The sequence below is a fragment of the Haloarcula salinisoli genome (assembly GCF_019599405.1).
GTDB lineage: Archaea > Halobacteriota > Halobacteria > Halobacteriales > Haloarculaceae > Haloarcula > Haloarcula salinisoli.
Map to the genome: position 1 here is coordinate 434,824 of NZ_RKLQ01000002.1, position 14,569 is coordinate 449,392.

Consider the following 14,569-nt stretch of genomic DNA (forward strand, 5'->3'; position numbering starts at 1 on the left):
CAGCCGCTGCCTGCTGACCGCCGCGACCGGGGACGGCAATTTTGTTCATCCTCCACGCCGTGAACAGCGTGGCGTCGGAAACGCCGCGAGCAGTCGGCCCCAGGCCGACGACGGCGGGAGAATCCCGTTGAATCAGATAGTGGGGCCGACCCAGGGAGACCCAGAAAGGGTGCGGAGAGGGACCGGAGGTCCCTCAAGCGGTCGGGTGGCGACCAGCGGGAGCCGTGAGTAGCGAGGAACTGCGCGCAGCGAATCCCTCCGAAATTGCAAGCGGGCGAGCGGTCGAGACAGGGTTCGTTACAGAGAGAGTGGATGGAAAGCAAAATACCTACATTTAACGTCATTTATTCCCCAGAAGAATACAGCAATGAGTGGAGAACGCTTGTTGGAGTTTGCTGGGGCCGTAGCCGCCTTCGGCACGGTCGGATTCTGGGTTGGCGCGTTCCTGGGACAGAATATCCCGGAGTTAGCGCTTCTCATATGGCTGATAAGTCTGGTGGTGGCCCTCCCGCTCTCGTACTGGCTGGTCTACGGGCGGGGGCGCTGAGGTCGCATCGAACCGCCCGGCACGGGGACGGCAATTTTATTCGGCCCCACGCGCAAGCGGTGTCCATGCAGCCGCTCCACGCGCGCTACCCGTTCCTGGCCGCCGCCCGCGAGGCCGTCGAGACTGCGGCGGTCGACCTGGGCGAGGTCGTCGCGACCGACGAGGCCGTCACCGAGCGGGCCGTGGAGCGGGTCGAACACGCCATCACGGACGGTAGCGTCGGCGACCCACACCGGCGCACCCGCGTCGAGTTGCTCTCCTACCCCGTCGCGCGCGTGCTCGTCTCGCTAGTCGATACGCACGTCTGTACCCGCAAGTACGCCCAGGCCGAGGCCGAGTCGGCCCAGGAGCGGTTCAGTCAGGAGTTCGCGGCGACGACGGAGTTCAAGTCCACCAGCACCGAGCGCGTGAGCCTCGACCAGTTGCTCGCGGAGTTCGACCTCGCGAGCGCCGTCACCGACGCCGCCGAGGGCTACTGGGTCGAGGTGGGGACCTATCTCGACCTGGCGGCCGACCAGCGGGGTGACCACTGGCGGCTGGTCAACCGGCCGCTGGCGGACGGTCGGGTCCGAATCGGGTCCGAGGAGCTGCACGTCCTGCTGAAACAGGCCATCCGCCACCGGGTCGCCGAGGGGCTCCCCTTCCAGGTGCCCGACCCTATCGCCGACGAACTCGACGACGAGGTCGAGCGCTTAAACGAGGTGCTCGCAGAGCTCGATCTGACCCGGGAGATAGACACTGTCGTCCCGGAACTGTTCCCGCCGTGTATGCAGGCGCTGCTGGACAAGGTCCAGAAGGGCGAACACCTGGCCCACCACTCTCGCTTTGCTATCGCCGCCTTCCTCACCAGTATCGGGATGACGACCGACGAGATTGTCGACCTGTTCAACGTCAACCCCGGCTTCGGCGAGGAGGCGACCCGGTACCAGGTCGACCACATCCGCGGCGACACCAGCCCGACGGAGTACTCGACGCCGGCCTGCTCGACGATGCAGTCCTACGGCGACTGTGTGAATATGGACGACCTCTGTGAGCGCATCTCCCATCCGATGGCCTACTACGAGCAGAAGATAGACGACGCCGAGGACGAGGAACTGGAGGACTGGCGCGACGAGAACGACGACGGCGAAGACGAAGCGGCCGAGGCCTAGAACTGCGACCGTTCCAGCCAGATGCCCGCCCCGAGCATCACGACGACGAACAGCCCGATAGCGCCGACCAGCGCGGTGCCGCCCTGGGGCGTGAGTCCGCCGTTGGCCGAGTAGGTCGTGGCGACGTAGACGGTTGCCGCGACGAACGTCACGAGGGCGATGGCCGAGATAACGACCTGCACGATGGCCTCCCGCTCGATTTCCATGTCCCGCGATATCCCCGGGGCGGGCAAAAGGGTGTCGAACCGCTCTAGCAACGGTTCGTGTCCGTGATCTAAATAGTTCTGGCTGTTCGCGTACGCTCTGTCCGTCCACGAACACGCCTAGCCGCCGAGAGATTTAGGGTCGTTCGGGCCCTACGTTTCGACTGGACACATCGAGAAAAACAGCCGTGTCCGCCCGCTATGACACTGATTACGCCCTCGGACGACACCGAGCCGACTGCACTGGCACCCGGCCCCGAGCGGCTCGACGCTCGCTCGCGTCGCGCCTGGACCGAGCGGATGCTGGTCGACCGCCGCGAGGACGACAGCTACGCCGTCACCACCGAGAGCGGCCACACCTACCGCGTCGACCTGGCCGAGCACAGCTGTAGCTGTCCGGACCACCGGATACGCGGCGAGCAGTGCAAACACCTGCGGCGAGTCGCCATCGAGATAACCGCCCGCCGTGTTGCCCCGCCCGGCCGCGAGCGGGCGCGCTGTGACGTCTGTGGCGGCGTCACGTTCGTCCCTCGGGACGCGGTTCCACCGCACCGCTGCCGGCGCTGCCGGCTCGTCCCCGGCGACGTCGTCGTCGACCGCGAGACGGGCAAGCGCCTCGTCGTCGCCCGGGTGCTCGACGAGCGGGCCGACGAGCACGTCATCCAGGCGACCGGGGAGACCGTCGCCGAGTACGAGCGCAACGACGGCTACCCGGCCGCGGATAGGGTGGTCGAGGCGACGTATCTGACCGACCGTCACCGGCGGAGGCGGCCCCGTCGCTATGCCTTCCCGCGGTCGCGGCTGGACCGGACCGACGAGCAACTGGTCGAGTAAGCGTGCCGCCGTCGGTGCGTAGCGCCCCCAGGAGCGCGGCTACGCACGGCGTGCCGGTTTGACCCTCCCTGCGACGGCGGCATGCCATCTGCTGCCGGTATCGTTGATAAACTCCCGCACGGCTCACTCCAGCATCGCCGCGGCCTCGTCTTTCGAGAGGTCGCCCCGCTCGAAGGCCGCAAGGATATCGAGTATCGCCTGGTCCGGCCCGCTATCGTCGGCGACCTCGTCGAGGGTCACTTTCCTCGTGTTGCCGACGAACTCGTCGAAGTCGGTGCCCTCGGCGATGGCGGTCTCCTTCTTGACGCGGTAGTTGCCGCCGTCGGTCGTGTAGAGGTCGCCCGGATGGAAGAAGTACCAGTCCTCGCGGTCGAAGCGGGCGGCGACGCGGGGTTTGGCGCCGAAGTTCCGCGCGAAAAAGAGCAGGGCCTCTATCTCCGCGCCGTCCAGATAGATTGGGTCACCGGCGCTGGATTTGGCCTCGATAGCGTAGAAGGTCTCCCCGTCGCCGGTCAGCACGTCCGGGAGCTCCCGCTCGGTCGCGCTGCCACTGGCCGGCGCCCGCATCACCGCGAAGCCCGCCTCGTCGAGTGCGTTGACCAGCTCCCGCTCGCGGCGGTCCCCCTTCGCGTTCGAGTTTGCCATTATCAGATGGTGGTCCCATACCGGTAAAACGTTCACGTATAGCGTTTATTCGGTTCATCCACCCGGGCGGGGCTGAACGGTCGTGTTTGTATATATGGGTGTAGTCGTACGGAGTTGGCATGGACCGACGGCAATTCCTCACTGCGACGACGGTGACCGGGACGACACTGCTTGCCGGCTGTGGCGGCTCGACTGACACGAACGGGACTGCGAGCGGGGACGGCACCCCCGGCGGTAGCACCGAAACGGCCATCGACGGGGGGACCGGTTCCACCACCGGCAGCTTCCGCCTGCTCATCAGCGACCGGCCGGCAGATATCGGAGACTTCGACTCGCTGGACGTGACCTTCGACAGGGCCCGCGTCCACCGCCAGCAGTCGGACGACGACGACACCGAGACCGCCACAGCGACTGAGACGGCAACGGCGACGGAAACCGCGACGGCGACCGAGGAAATGGAAACCGACGACGGTGAGGCGGAGAGTGACTCTGACGACGACGAGAGCGCCTCAGAGCGCGGCTTCACCGTCTTCGACCTGGATTCGCCGACTGTCGACCTGACACAGGTCGTCGGCGAGAAGGCCATCGGCGTCCTCGATGGGAAGCTGGAGACCGGCGAGTACAGCAAGATAGAGCTGTACGTGAGCGACATCGAGGGCGTCGTCGACGGCGAGGCGGTGCCGGTGAAGCTCCCGAGCAACAAGCTCCAGATTCAGAAACCGTTCGAGGTGACGGCCGACGGGACCGTCGAGTTCGTCTTCGACATCAACGTCGTCAAGAAGGGGACGGGCGGCTACAACCTCAAACCGGTCATCGGCGAGAGCGGGGTCGCGGGGAAGGACGTCGAGGTCGAGGAAGTCGACGCCGACGACGAGGACGAAACCGAGTCGTCGACGGAGAGCGACACTGCGACAGAGAGCGGAACGGAAACAGAGAGCGACACTGCGACCGAGGCGTAACAACGTCCCCGGTCGGCCGTTCGTCGCCGGCTACTCTTCGGCTCGGGATTCGAGTTCGCGGATGATCTGCTCGGTCTCGCCCCCGTCGCTGCGGATGGCCTTCGCGTAGCGCTGGTACTCCTCGCGGGTGACCGTCACCGTCTGTTTCTTGCCCTTGCGGGTCAGCTCCAGTCGGACCATCCCCTGCGGGTTGTTACGAGTGCGGAAGCTCGCCATCGCGGTGAAGACGAACCAGAACGCCAGGCCGGTGCCGACGAAGTACGCCATCGCCGTCTCGAAGGCGAGCGTCTCCGCCCCGGTCGTCCATCGCTCGGGGTAGGCCACCTGGAAGATGGCGACACCGACCAGACAGAACCCGGCGCCGACGAGGACGCCGACGTTCTCGCGCCGGGACGAGGGGAGGACGGCGACGACGCCCAGAAACATCGCCGGGATACCCAGGCCGCCCAGCGTCCCGGCCAGCTTCTCGGCGGCCCGGAGGTCGCTCGCGCCCAGCCACGCGCCGACGGGCGTCGTCACGACCAGCAGGCCCAGCACGACCGCCAGCGCGCCCAGCACGCCGAGCGCGGCCCCGGCGTAGACGCGACGCGGGTCCCGCCCCTCCCAGCGGCGGCCACCGTACGCGTCTCCGAGCTGCTCCATAGCAAGCCGTTGTATCCCGACCCACAAAACGGTACGTCAGACGGGCGTCGGACCGCGTAACGCGTGGCCGGCGGCCACACAGAGGGACCCCAGATGGTCGCTGTCGACCCGAACGAGGTCGGCCTCGGGGAGACGCTGGGCGAGTGCCTCGCCGGTCTCGGGTGCGACGTTGGTGTCATGCTGGCCCTGCACGACGGTGACTGGAACCGACACGTCCGCGAGGTCGAGGGGCCACGGCTGGGCGAGCAGGCCAAGTTCCCGGACGAAGCCCGAGGGCCCGCCCGCGGTCGCCGCCAGCACGTCGGCCTTGACGAGTCGGGCGATGTCGTCGGCCGAGAGCGCATCGGTCTCGGGCGGCGCCTGGGCCACCAGGTCCAGCGCTGCCTCGGGGTCCTGCCGGGCGAGTATCCGCCGCTGGAGCCGGACGAGCGGCGAGCAGAGCCACGGAACCGACCGGGCCAGTGCCCCCATCGCCTGCTGGGTTCGTCCCGTCTCGCCGACGCCAGGCGGGCCCACCCCGCTGACGAGGGTCACACCCTCGACAGCGTCCAGCCGGTGGCAGGCCAGGGTGAAGGGGGCACCGCCGGAGAAGCCCAGCACGCCGGCTCGGTCGGCGTCGACGTGGGAAAGCAGCGCGGCGGCGTCGTCGGGCCAGTCGTCGATACCGCCGTCGGCGTCGTCGGAGTCGCCGATGCCAGGCCGGTCGGGGGCGACGAGGTGGATGTCGCGCTCGGCCGCGGCGGCGGAAAGCAGGCGGCCCAGCAGCCGCGAGCCGGGCATCCCGTGACAGAAGAGGACGGGACGCCCCGCCGGGTCGCCTTAGCTCGCGTAGGCGAGCTGTCGGCCGCCGCGGTCGAGGAACTCGGGCTCGGTCGCCCAGTCACCGGCAATCGATTCGGCGGAAGCCATACGCCATCGTACCGGACGCCAGCAAAAAAGGCTGAGCCTCGCGTCTAGTCGCTCTGGATGCGCGGGGCGAGCATGTAGGTGACCCGTCCCTGGCCCTCGGCGAAGTCGAAGTGCATCTTGACGGGGAACTCCTCGCCAAGTTCCATCTCGACCTCGGCGTCTTTCGGGATGGCCTTGTTCATGTTCTTCAGGTAGTCGAGCGAGAACAGGGAGTGGGCGTCGCCGGGCGTGAGGTCGATGAGGTCCTCCTGGGTCAGTTCGAGGTGGACGTCGTCTGTGTCGCCCTCGGCGTCGACGTAGAACAGCTCGTCGGTCGCGTCGACGCCCAGCGCGATGTGGTCGCTGACCATGTCCGCCGCGGTCACCGACCGGTTGATATCCTTCCCCTCGATGACGATGTGGGAGGACAGATCCAGATCGGGGAGGTCGGGCTCCTGGCGGATGGAGTCGGGGTCGATGAGCGCGAGCGTATATTCGAGGCCGTCGATGGCGATGTGGAGCTTGCGGGTCTCTTCGTCGAGTTCGAGGTGGACGAGCTGGCCCGAGTCGGCCATCCCGGCGATATCTTCCAGCCGGGAGAGGTTGACGCCGATGAGGCCGCCGTCGGTCTCGTAGGACTCGAAGGCCGCTGCGTCGAGTCGCAGGTCGACCATGCCGACGTTGGCCGGGTCCACCGCCCGAATCTCTAGCCCGTCGTCTTCGAGGTGGATCTTGCACTCGTCCACCAGCACGCTCACTGAGTCGAGAGCCGACTTGAGCGTGTCCGCACTCACGATGGCGTTGAACATCTTGAACCGGGCTACGCCCCCATGCATTAAAAAGTCCCTCATTGAATCCGCGTGCGCGCGGGCAGCGTCGGCCCACGCCCCGACCGTGACCGGGGCCAGTAGCGGGCCGGAGCGGTTGCAGACGCAGGCACCGCTCGTATGCGGGCGGCTCGATAAGGAGAGTGACATGAGCGACCCAGCCGACGACGGGGAGCGCCGCCGGTGGTGCCGACGAGCGGTGTTGCAGTCGGTCGCCGGCATCGGCGCTGTCGGGACCGCCGGTGTCGCTGCGGGCCAGACAGAGACCGGCGGTGGCAGCCAGGGCGGGCAACAGAAGGCCGTCATCCCCGAACAGCAACAGTACGGCCAGTCAGTGACGGGCTTTTTCGTCCACATCGGGCCGGGCGTCGACCCGACCGAGGCCAGTGTCGCCGACCAGTGTGACTTCGTCGACTGGAGCAACGACGAGACGCTGGCCTACGACGCCCAGCTCATCGACCGCGAGGCCGACCCCGAGCAGACCCAGATAACGCTGTATCTCGACGACCGTGTCGACGTCGAGCCGGGGATGCTCTTTATCATCAACGACCGCGAGCAGTGCGAGAGCGGCTATCTGGGCATCTATCTCGAACAGACCGGCGTCAACCTGGCCCAGCTTCGGAGCCGGGATTTCACGCCGAACCCCGAGAACCAGGGCGACGGTGGCGGGGTCGGGGCCGCCGGTCCGGGAGTGGGCGTCGCGAGCGGGCTGGCGGGCTTGCTGGGCGGCGGGTGGCTCTACGGCCAGCGTCGAGGGTAGTTCTCGGGCTCCGCTGTGAGTGGGCTCGTCGCCGTCATACCGCCGAATCGGTCACCTGATACTGCTGGCTGTACCGAACTGACGGAATTCGACACCCCCGGGCGTCGAGTATCTCTACGAACGTACAGAAAGCAGTATGCGCCAGCGATAGCGGGCCGGCAAGTCCCAAGCGAACCGTCAGTGTCCCTCCGAGCGGTGACGGGCGGCCGCCACGGCGCTGCTGCAACCGGGACTGCCCATATACATACGGTTATATACCTTTAAAGCATTTATACTGCATGGATAGTCAACGTAGCGAATATAAAGCATCTGCAACACTCTCCCGGCGAAAACTCCTCCTGGCGGCTGGTGTCGCCGGCGCGGCCGGCCTCGCGGGCTGTGGCGGTCTGACGAACCGGACCGTCACCGCGAGCGACGTGCAGATGGGCGATACGATGGCCGGCCTCGGTTTCGAACAGGGCGAGACCAAGACGTTCACGAACAAGGCCGAGCAGGAGGCCTTCGGCGTCTCGGGCTCCGTGACCGCCGAGAGCAAGCTCACGGTGTTTGCGAACGCCGAGTCGGAACCCGACCCCACCGAGGAGGAGCGCTGGACCGAGAGCGACTCGACGATGGCCCAGTGGTCGGACAACACGCCAGTGCGAGCGGTTCGGGGCTCGGACGTCATCGACGGCGAGGGCATCACGCCCGCCGAGGGCGACCAGTTCGACCTGATGCCGACCGAATCGACGACGCTACTGGTCCCCGATACCGACGGCGAGCCGGACCGCGTCATCTCGGCGACTCCGATGGCCGACATCGACTTCGGTGACCGGGTGACCGACGGCGAGGTCACGTTCGACCCGCCGGTCCCGTACGCCGAGGGCGAGTCGTTCGCGCCGGCTGGACTCGCGTTCGTCTCGGAGGGTGACCAATGAGCCACGGTGTTGGCCCGCTGTTCCTGACTGCCCCTAACAATAGCCCCGTCATAAGGCCACTCGACACGATATCCAGAGAGGACCCCACACCCAACACTCTCGGACTGGGCGAGGGCAACCGCGGTGACGACGGCGACATCACAATCGGCTCGACGACAATCGACACCCAACCTACCCCGAGCCTGCCCTTTATGTATCAGATATACTGGAACTACCTCGACACCGACTGGGCCGAGAACACCCAGACGACAGTCGCGGTGTTCACCACGCCGTCGGCGTCGGTGGGCGGCCGGTCGCTGAATCCCCTCTCGGAGGTCGACGAGAACGAATTCGTCACCGCCGACGGCGCCGAGTATCTCGAAGAGTCGGGCATCCGCGAGGCCGCCGGGCTCGGCTCGAACCTCTCGTGGGTGGTCGCCCCGGCCGAAGTCGCCTCGCGGTCGGTGACGTTCCTCGGGAACCAGACGCCCATGCGGAGCTACGTCGGCTACGTGACGACCAGCGACTCCGAGATTCCACGGACGCTACTCATCAACCTCGCGACGACCGAGACCGGTGACGACATCGCCTTCGGCGTCACCGTCCAGCACCGCGCCATGTACAGCTTGAGCGAGAGCAACGCCACTCCACCGGGCACGGCGCTACTGTCGGGGATGTCGGTGCCGGACCTCGTCGGGGACGAGGCGAATAGCATTGTCAGTGTGGGCGAGAACATCACCCTCATCACCGACGCCGGTGTCACGACCAGCGCCGACCTCGCGGCGACGGCACTCGGGGACCTCTCGCTGGCCTGACCGGACAGCGAGACGGTCGTTTTCGGTGCGCTTACCATCTTGAGCGCACGCGGTCACGACTCACTCGCCACCACAGACCACGAGTCGGCACCCATTTGAGCGTCCGCGGCCTCGATATGTCTATGAACGATTCTTCGTGCGAACAGCGAGAGGTGCACTGAGATGTCCGGTAAGGACGAATACTACAACAAGGCCAAGCAACAGGGCTACCGCGCCCGGTCGGCGTACAAGCTCAAGCAGCTAGACGAGACCGCGGGCCTACTCGGCGACGGGCGCACCGTCGTCGACCTCGGTGCGGCTCCGGGCGGCTGGCTGCAGGTCGCCGCCGAGGAAGTGGGCGAACGGGGCACCGTCGTCGGCGTCGACCGCCAGCGCATCGAGCACCTGGCGGACCCCGAGCCGTCCGTCGAGTACGTCCGCGGGGACATGACCGAGGAGTCGACGAAACAGAAAGTACGGGACGTCGTCGGCGGAACCACCGACGAACGCGGCGGCCCCGTCGACGTGGTCATCTCGGACATGGCGCCGAACATGAGTGGCGACTACGACCTCGACCACGCCCGCTCGGTTCACCTGGTCCGGCAGGCTTTCGAGGTCGCGACCGACCTGCTCGACTCGGGCGGGGACTTCGCGGCGAAGGTGTTCGACGGCCAGGACCTGCAGGACCTGAAAGCCGACATCGAGCCGGAGTTCGAGTACGTCCGCGAGATCCGCCCGGACGCCTCCCGCGATTCGTCCTCGGAGCTGTATCTGGTCGCGAAACACCGCCTGACTGCGCCGGTCCGCGAGGGCGACGTGGTCGAGGTGACTATCGACGACATGGGCGAGGAGGGCGACGGCATCGCGAAGGTCGACGGCTTCACCGTCTTCGTCAGCGGCGTCGAGGAAGGCGAGACGGTCGAGGTGCGTATCGACGACGTGAAACCGCGCTTCGCGTTCGGGCAGCCGGCCGAGTAAGCGGGGTCCGCGACTGCAGGGAGAACCCCGAGACGGTGAGCGGAGCGAGCCGTCGAGTAGATTCCCGGTGGTCGTTTTTTCAGGGCCTATCTGTAGCGGTCACTGCGGCACTGGCCACGGCCCGTCGTTCGGCGAAAGAATTTACGACTCCATGCACGTACGTACATGCATGGGGACGACGACGATATCACTCAGGGATGAGGCATACGACCGACTCCGTGCGGCAAAGCGCGAGGGGGAGAGCTTCAGCGACGTCGTGCTCCGACTCACCGATTCACCGACTACCGACGAACAGATAGCGGCACTCGCAGGCGGACTCGACGCCGACTTCGCCGACGCGGTGACGGAGTCGTCGGAACAGGTCGGCGCGTCGCTGGAGATGGAATCGGGCGAGACCGAATGAAACTGCTAGACACCAACGTTCTGGCAAAATGGGGACATCCCGACGACCATCCTGAGGTCGTCCCGTACCTGCAGCGACACGCTGACGACCAGTTCGTCACGTCCTCGCTCGTCGTGTTCGAGTTCTTCAGACCGGCCGCGCGGCGGTCGAACAGTCAGGCGGTCCACGCGTGGCTGTCGAAGGTGCTCGACGGCATCGAACCGTTCACCGAGAGCGCCGGGCTGACGGCGACGGCCGTCGAAGCGAATCTAGCGACCCAGGACAGAGAACTAGCGATGCGTGACCTCCTCATCGCGTCACACGCCCACGATCTGGACGCGACGTTCGTGACCCTGGACAAGGGTGATTTCGAGAACGAGCCGGTCCGGCAGTTGCTCGACGTCGACGTGATAGCCTAGCTTGTCTCTCAGTACGTTCGGTTCCTCGCTGCTGCTACGCGGTTCCCTGCGGTCACCGCTCCGCTTCGAGACGATTCGCTCCGCTCATCGTCTCGCTACTGCTCTGCGGCTCCCGTCGGTCGCCGCATCGCTTTCGAGGCCTCCCTGCGGTCGGCCTCGCTACTGCTTGCGGGTCACTGCGGGCTCGCGGCGCTGCCGCTCGCCTTCGAGGCGCTTCGCGCCTCGCTTTCCCCGCTCGCAATCCGAGACACCTCCCCTCGTCGTCGGGCGGCTTTGCCGCCCGACTGCTTGGGGGACCTTCGGTCCCTCTCTGGTCGATGTCTCGCTTGCTCCACGGCTCACTCCGTTCGCCGTTCCGTCGAGGGTTCTCCTTTCAGTCGAACCCTCGCTCACCACGGCGACGGCCGAGCGGCCTGCTCCCGACCGCGGGCGAAGGCGACCACGGCGTAGACGAAGGGGGTGTCGACCAGTGCGATGGCGAGTTTCAGGAGGTACTGGCCGATGACCAGCGCCAGCGCGCCCGACAGCGAGACGTCCCCGAAGACGACGAACGCGACGCCGATGAAGATTACAGTGTCGAGCAGCTGGCTCGACGCTGTGGAGCCGATGTTGCGCAGCCAGAGGTGGTCACCGTCGGTGAACTCGCCGATGGCGTGGAAGACGAACACGTCCCAGTTCTGGGAGACGACGTAGGCCGCGAGGCTGGCGGCGACGATGCCCGTACTCGCTGCGAGCACCTGCCGGAACGCCGCCGGCTCGATGGGCTGTGCGGCCGCGGGGAGGCCTGGCGCGTAGATAGTGCTCCAGACAAGCCCCAGCAACACGAAGTTCATCGCGAAGCCGACGTTGACGACGATGGTCGCGGCCCGGCGGCCGTACAGCTCCGTGTAGCTATCGGAGGCGAAGAACGTCAGCGCGTAGGCTACCGCCGAGCCGGGCATCACAAGCTGGGCGCCGACGACCGGGAGCGCAACTGGGAGCGAGAAGGCAAGCAGCTTCGAGGCGGTGAACTGTGCGACCACCAGCGACGTGACGAACAGGGCGACGAGCCCGATTCGCAGGGGGTCCTCGCCGCTACTGCTCATCGTCGAGCCGTCCCTGTCGCTCGTCGATGTCGTCGAGCATATCGAGCGTCTTGCGGATGGAGGCCCGGATGGCCTCGCTGCGGTTGACGAACTTCCCGTCCTCCCCGACGTGGTCGTCGAGGTCATCGAGGAGTTCGGCGGGCACTTCGACGCTTATCTTGGGCATACCGTGAGAATATTCTGACTCGGCTTAAATCGCTCGCTGTCGGTCCTAATCGGCCGGCTCGCCCCGGCTCTTGGGCGCGCGGCGCCCGCCCAGCGTGTACACCCACAGGATAGCCAGCCCCAGAAGGTACGCAAGCGAGACGGGGATGCCGACCAGGAACATGGTGAAGATGCCCTGGGGAGACAGAATCGCCGAGAGGGTGATGATACCGATGACGACCTCGCGCCACCGCTCGTACATCAGCGTGAAGGGGACGATGCCGCCCCGATGGAACAGGAACATCGTGATGGGTATCTCCGCGAGCAGGCCGATGCCGACCGTGAGGAAGAACACGAGCCAGCCGAAGCTGCTGATGCGGTAGGAGATTATCATGTTGGCCTGCAGCTGGTCGCGGGCGATGGCCGAGATGGTCACCGGCGCGACGTAGAGAAAGCCCACGAGACTGCCGACGATGAGCGCGCCAAACAGCGACCCGCCCCAGACCAGCAGTATCTTCCGGTCGCCGACGACGAGTCCGCGCTCTTTCAGCGCCGGCCACGCGAAGTACGCGACCAGCGGAATCACCGAGACGGCGCCGATGATGGTCGAGAACTTCACGATGAACACGAGGTGCTCGACGGGGTGCAGGGTCACGATGTTCACGCCGGCGCGCATCCCCTCGGGGAGGCGGCTGACGAACACTTCCCGGATTGCGCCGATACCACCCTGGTAGAGGAAGAGGAAGACGCCGGCCAGCACGGCCCCGAACACGCCCATTATCCAGAACGCCTTCGACAGCAGCGAATCCAGGATGAAGCGGATGTCGTAGTAGTAGCCGCCGATGTCGTCCTCGGTGGTCTCCTCTTCGGTGAAGGCGTCGGCCATCCCGGCCGTGGTCGAGGTGAAGATGCCACCGCCGTCCTCGGACTGGTCCTCGGCCTCGGAGGCCGCCCCCTCCCCGCCCGTTTCGCTTTCGGGCCCGCCGTCCTCGTGGACGGCGTCCCAGCGGTCGAGGACGGCCTGGGCCTTCTCCTGGTCGTCGTTCGACAGCGCCCGGTCGGCGTGGTTCAGCGCCTCCTCCTCGGTCATGACCTCGAAGGCCTCCTCGGGCGCGACCCTGACCGCCGAGGCGTCCAGTTCGCCGATGTCGATGGCCGTCGGGTCGCCGTGACGCCGGCCGGTGGGGACGGCGCTCTCGGAGAGCGCCTGCAGGACGTGGTAGTACAGAACGACCGCCGCGCCCGCGACCCCGACGACGGCGCCGATGGCGAGGGCGGTCTCGGTCGTCGAGAGGCCGAAGAGGTCGGGACGGGCGAGGTTCCCCTTCAGGCTGCTCGAATAGGGCGCGGCGGCGGCGTCGACGGCCCGGAGCGCCTCGAAGGCCGACGTGGTCAGGAGGAGGTACATCGCGCCGCCGCTCAGGACGGCCGCCCCGAGGACGGTGTTCCACTGCTCGCGGGCGACCCGGCGGGTGCTGATGAGGTCGCCCGAGCGCTTGATCGTCACCGCGAGTTTCGAGAGCGCGAGGCTGAAGCCGTAGAGCCCACACAGCGGCAGGGCCCACATAATCTGGGTGAACGGGTCCGGCGGCGAGAACAGCGCCCCGAAGCCGAAGATAGCGAGCACGGCCAGGCGCCACTTCTCGCGAAACGTCTCGTAGGGGACGATGCCCGTATACGAGAGCACCGTCATCATGAGCGGGAGCTGGGCCGCTAGACCAAAGGAAACTGCCAGCAGGAAGACGAACTGGAACCACTTGACGATGGAGTACTGCGGGGTGAAGCCGGCGGCCAGCGCGTTGCCGGCCAGGAAGTTGAACATGATGGGGAAGAACAGCTCGTAGGCGTAGGCGACGCCGACGGCGAACAGTCCCAGCGCGGTGATAACGAACAGCGCGCCCTTCCAGGCGGGGATGTGTTCGGTGGGCCACCAGCCCCGGCGCCGAAGCCCGTCTCGACCGAAGAAAATGAGCAGCGGCAGCGACATCAGAATCCCGATGACGGCCCCGATTTTCACCTGCAAGAGGATGACGTCGAAAGGCGTCACGGCGACGATGTTCGTCGCCTGCGAGGTCGTCAGGTCCATCTGGGAGTACAGCAGGTCCGCCCGCAGGCGGTCCCAGACCCCGTACTGCAGCGCAAGGATGGTCCCGATCATGCCGACGACGAAGACGATAAAGACCTTCTGCAGGTTCGACTGGGCGGCCGAAAGCATCGCCCCCAGCGTCTCACGGCCGCTCTGGACTGTGCGGACCGTGTCCTCGTCGATGGCGCTAGACATCTGCTCGGTGGTAGCCGACTGACTGTTATCAATTTGTTCATGGCCCGCGCCCCTCGCTCGAAAAGAAAGTTTACAACAGCCTCCGTCTAAGCCCGTCACAGATGGCCGACGGGACCGACGGGGACGACCGCGAG

The 14,569-nt window shown here is 66.5% G+C and carries 17 protein-coding genes and 1 pseudogene; 10 read left to right on the forward strand and 8 right to left on the reverse strand.

Annotated elements, in window-relative coordinates; all coding sequences use genetic code 11:
- The first annotated feature begins 367 nt into the window (after window positions 1-367).
- The gene (locus EGD98_RS11345) at window positions 368-547 is read left to right on the forward strand and encodes a hypothetical protein (protein WP_220588485.1); all 180 of its coding nucleotides are present in this window, start codon (window positions 368-370) and stop codon (window positions 545-547) included.
- A gap of 65 nt (window positions 548-612) precedes the next feature.
- The gene (priL, locus tag EGD98_RS11350) at window positions 613-1,698 is read left to right on the forward strand and encodes a DNA primase regulatory subunit PriL (protein ID WP_220588486.1); all 1,086 of its coding nucleotides are present in this window, start codon (window positions 613-615) and stop codon (window positions 1,696-1,698) included.
- Here the strand turns inward: priL and EGD98_RS11355 are convergent.
- Window positions 1,695-1,904: a DUF7472 family protein gene (locus EGD98_RS11355; RefSeq protein WP_220588487.1), complete on the reverse strand. Its 210-nt coding sequence runs from the start codon at window positions 1,902-1,904 to the stop codon at window positions 1,695-1,697. The genes priL and EGD98_RS11355 overlap by 4 nt on opposite strands.
- Before the next feature lie 198 nt (window positions 1,905-2,102).
- Here EGD98_RS11355 and EGD98_RS11360 point away from each other — a divergent pair, with 198 nt between their 5' ends.
- Window positions 2,103-2,735 (forward strand): SWIM zinc finger family protein, encoded by a 633-nt coding sequence (locus tag EGD98_RS11360; protein ID WP_220588488.1) that lies wholly within the window; start codon window positions 2,103-2,105, stop codon window positions 2,733-2,735.
- A 123-nt stretch (window positions 2,736-2,858) separates the two neighbouring features.
- On the opposite strand, the gene hjc is transcribed toward EGD98_RS11360, so the two are convergent.
- Entirely contained in the window at window positions 2,859-3,380 is a 522-nt protein-coding gene (gene hjc / locus EGD98_RS11365) for a Holliday junction resolvase Hjc (protein WP_220588489.1), read from the reverse strand.
- 119 nt (window positions 3,381-3,499) lie between these two features.
- Here hjc and EGD98_RS11370 point away from each other — a divergent pair, with 119 nt between their 5' ends.
- Complete coding sequence (locus EGD98_RS11370) at window positions 3,500-4,339, forward strand: DUF4382 domain-containing protein (RefSeq protein ID WP_220588490.1); 840 nt, start codon at window positions 3,500-3,502, stop codon at window positions 4,337-4,339.
- 30 nt (window positions 4,340-4,369) lie between these two features.
- Here the strand turns inward: EGD98_RS11370 and EGD98_RS11375 are convergent, their stop codons facing one another.
- The 3 genes and pseudogenes from EGD98_RS11375 to EGD98_RS11385 form a co-directional block, all read right to left on the reverse strand.
- Window positions 4,370-4,981, reverse strand: a complete 612-nt coding sequence (locus EGD98_RS11375; protein ID WP_220588491.1) for a cell division protein CdpA domain-containing protein — start codon at window positions 4,979-4,981, stop codon at window positions 4,370-4,372.
- A gap of 36 nt (window positions 4,982-5,017) precedes the next feature.
- Window positions 5,018-5,770, reverse strand: a pseudogene (locus EGD98_RS11380) (alpha/beta fold hydrolase); the annotation flags it as partial.
- 164 nt (window positions 5,771-5,934) lie between these two features.
- The gene (locus tag EGD98_RS11385; protein WP_220589406.1) at window positions 5,935-6,678 is read right to left on the reverse strand and encodes a DNA polymerase sliding clamp; all 744 of its coding nucleotides are present in this window, start codon (window positions 6,676-6,678) and stop codon (window positions 5,935-5,937) included.
- Window positions 6,679-6,844: 166 nt separating this feature from the next.
- On the opposite strand from EGD98_RS11385, the gene EGD98_RS11390 reads away from it, so the two are divergent.
- The 6 genes from EGD98_RS11390 to EGD98_RS11415 all read left to right on the forward strand — a co-directional run bounded on the left by EGD98_RS11390 (window position 6,845) and on the right by EGD98_RS11415 (window position 10,925).
- Window positions 6,845-7,456, forward strand: coding sequence for a hypothetical protein (locus tag EGD98_RS11390; protein ID WP_220588492.1), 612 nt, complete (start codon window positions 6,845-6,847; stop codon window positions 7,454-7,456).
- Window positions 7,457-7,734: 278 nt separating this feature from the next.
- On the forward strand, window positions 7,735-8,373 hold the full coding sequence (locus tag EGD98_RS11395) for a DUF6517 family protein (RefSeq protein WP_220588493.1): 639 nt from the start codon (window positions 7,735-7,737) through the stop codon (window positions 8,371-8,373).
- On the forward strand, window positions 8,370-9,167 hold the full coding sequence (locus EGD98_RS11400) for a DUF6517 family protein (RefSeq protein WP_220588494.1): 798 nt from the start codon (window positions 8,370-8,372) through the stop codon (window positions 9,165-9,167). Before EGD98_RS11395 ends, EGD98_RS11400 begins: the two co-directional genes overlap by 4 nt.
- Window positions 9,168-9,329: 162 nt before the next feature.
- On the forward strand, window positions 9,330-10,124 hold the full coding sequence (locus EGD98_RS11405) for a 23S rRNA (uridine(2552)-2'-O)-methyltransferase (RefSeq protein WP_220588495.1): 795 nt from the start codon (window positions 9,330-9,332) through the stop codon (window positions 10,122-10,124).
- A 169-nt stretch (window positions 10,125-10,293) separates the two neighbouring features.
- A complete protein-coding gene (locus EGD98_RS11410; RefSeq protein WP_220588496.1) occupies window positions 10,294-10,527 on the forward strand; it encodes an antitoxin VapB family protein in 234 nt (77 codons plus the stop codon).
- A complete protein-coding gene (locus EGD98_RS11415; protein WP_220588497.1) occupies window positions 10,524-10,925 on the forward strand; it encodes a type II toxin-antitoxin system VapC family toxin in 402 nt (133 codons plus the stop codon). The genes EGD98_RS11410 and EGD98_RS11415 overlap by 4 nt, the downstream gene beginning before the upstream one ends.
- Before the next feature lie 389 nt (window positions 10,926-11,314).
- Here EGD98_RS11415 and EGD98_RS11420 read toward each other — a convergent pair whose 3' ends face one another.
- From EGD98_RS11420 to EGD98_RS11430, 3 genes are read right to left on the reverse strand one after another with little or no spacing between them, the layout of a single operon-like run.
- Complete coding sequence (locus tag EGD98_RS11420; protein WP_220588498.1) at window positions 11,315-12,010, reverse strand: queuosine precursor transporter; 696 nt, start codon at window positions 12,008-12,010, stop codon at window positions 11,315-11,317.
- Complete coding sequence (locus tag EGD98_RS11425) at window positions 12,000-12,176, reverse strand: ribbon-helix-helix domain-containing protein (RefSeq protein ID WP_220588499.1); 177 nt, start codon at window positions 12,174-12,176, stop codon at window positions 12,000-12,002. The genes EGD98_RS11420 and EGD98_RS11425 overlap by 11 nt, the downstream gene beginning before the upstream one ends.
- A 45-nt stretch (window positions 12,177-12,221) precedes the next feature.
- On the reverse strand, window positions 12,222-14,435 hold the full coding sequence (locus EGD98_RS11430) for a twin-arginine translocase subunit TatC (protein WP_220588500.1): 2,214 nt from the start codon (window positions 14,433-14,435) through the stop codon (window positions 12,222-12,224).
- Window positions 14,436-14,569 lie beyond the last annotated feature (134 nt).

Bases quoted from the DNA above. Each gene is read 5' to 3' on its own strand.
- EGD98_RS11390 (WP_220588492.1), top strand. From the start codon at position 6,845: ATGAGCGACCCAGCCGACGACGGGGAGCGCCGCCGGTGGTGCCGACGA.
- EGD98_RS11410 (WP_220588496.1), top strand. From the start codon at position 10,294: ATGGGGACGACGACGATATCACTCAGGGATGAGGCATACGACCGACTC.
- EGD98_RS11425 (WP_220588499.1), bottom strand. From the start codon at position 12,176: ATGCCCAAGATAAGCGTCGAAGTGCCCGCCGAACTCCTCGATGACCTC.
- EGD98_RS11355 (WP_220588487.1), bottom strand. From the start codon at position 1,904: ATGGAAATCGAGCGGGAGGCCATCGTGCAGGTCGTTATCTCGGCCATC.
- priL (WP_220588486.1), top strand. From the start codon at position 613: ATGCAGCCGCTCCACGCGCGCTACCCGTTCCTGGCCGCCGCCCGCGAG.
- EGD98_RS11370 (WP_220588490.1), top strand. From the start codon at position 3,500: ATGGACCGACGGCAATTCCTCACTGCGACGACGGTGACCGGGACGACA.
- hjc (WP_220588489.1), bottom strand. From the start codon at position 3,380: ATGGCAAACTCGAACGCGAAGGGGGACCGCCGCGAGCGGGAGCTGGTC.
- EGD98_RS11345 (WP_220588485.1), top strand. From the start codon at position 368: ATGAGTGGAGAACGCTTGTTGGAGTTTGCTGGGGCCGTAGCCGCCTTC.
- EGD98_RS11420 (WP_220588498.1), bottom strand. From the start codon at position 12,010: ATGAGCAGTAGCGGCGAGGACCCCCTGCGAATCGGGCTCGTCGCCCTG.
- EGD98_RS11395 (WP_220588493.1), top strand. From the start codon at position 7,735: ATGGATAGTCAACGTAGCGAATATAAAGCATCTGCAACACTCTCCCGG.
- EGD98_RS11375 (WP_220588491.1), bottom strand. From the start codon at position 4,981: ATGGAGCAGCTCGGAGACGCGTACGGTGGCCGCCGCTGGGAGGGGCGG.
- EGD98_RS11430 (WP_220588500.1), bottom strand. From the start codon at position 14,435: ATGTCTAGCGCCATCGACGAGGACACGGTCCGCACAGTCCAGAGCGGC.
- EGD98_RS11360 (WP_220588488.1), top strand. From the start codon at position 2,103: ATGACACTGATTACGCCCTCGGACGACACCGAGCCGACTGCACTGGCA.
- EGD98_RS11405 (WP_220588495.1), top strand. From the start codon at position 9,330: ATGTCCGGTAAGGACGAATACTACAACAAGGCCAAGCAACAGGGCTAC.
- EGD98_RS11415 (WP_220588497.1), top strand. From the start codon at position 10,524: ATGAAACTGCTAGACACCAACGTTCTGGCAAAATGGGGACATCCCGAC.
- EGD98_RS11400 (WP_220588494.1), top strand. From the start codon at position 8,370: ATGAGCCACGGTGTTGGCCCGCTGTTCCTGACTGCCCCTAACAATAGC.
- EGD98_RS11385 (WP_220589406.1), bottom strand. From the start codon at position 6,678: ATGTTCAACGCCATCGTGAGTGCGGACACGCTCAAGTCGGCTCTCGAC.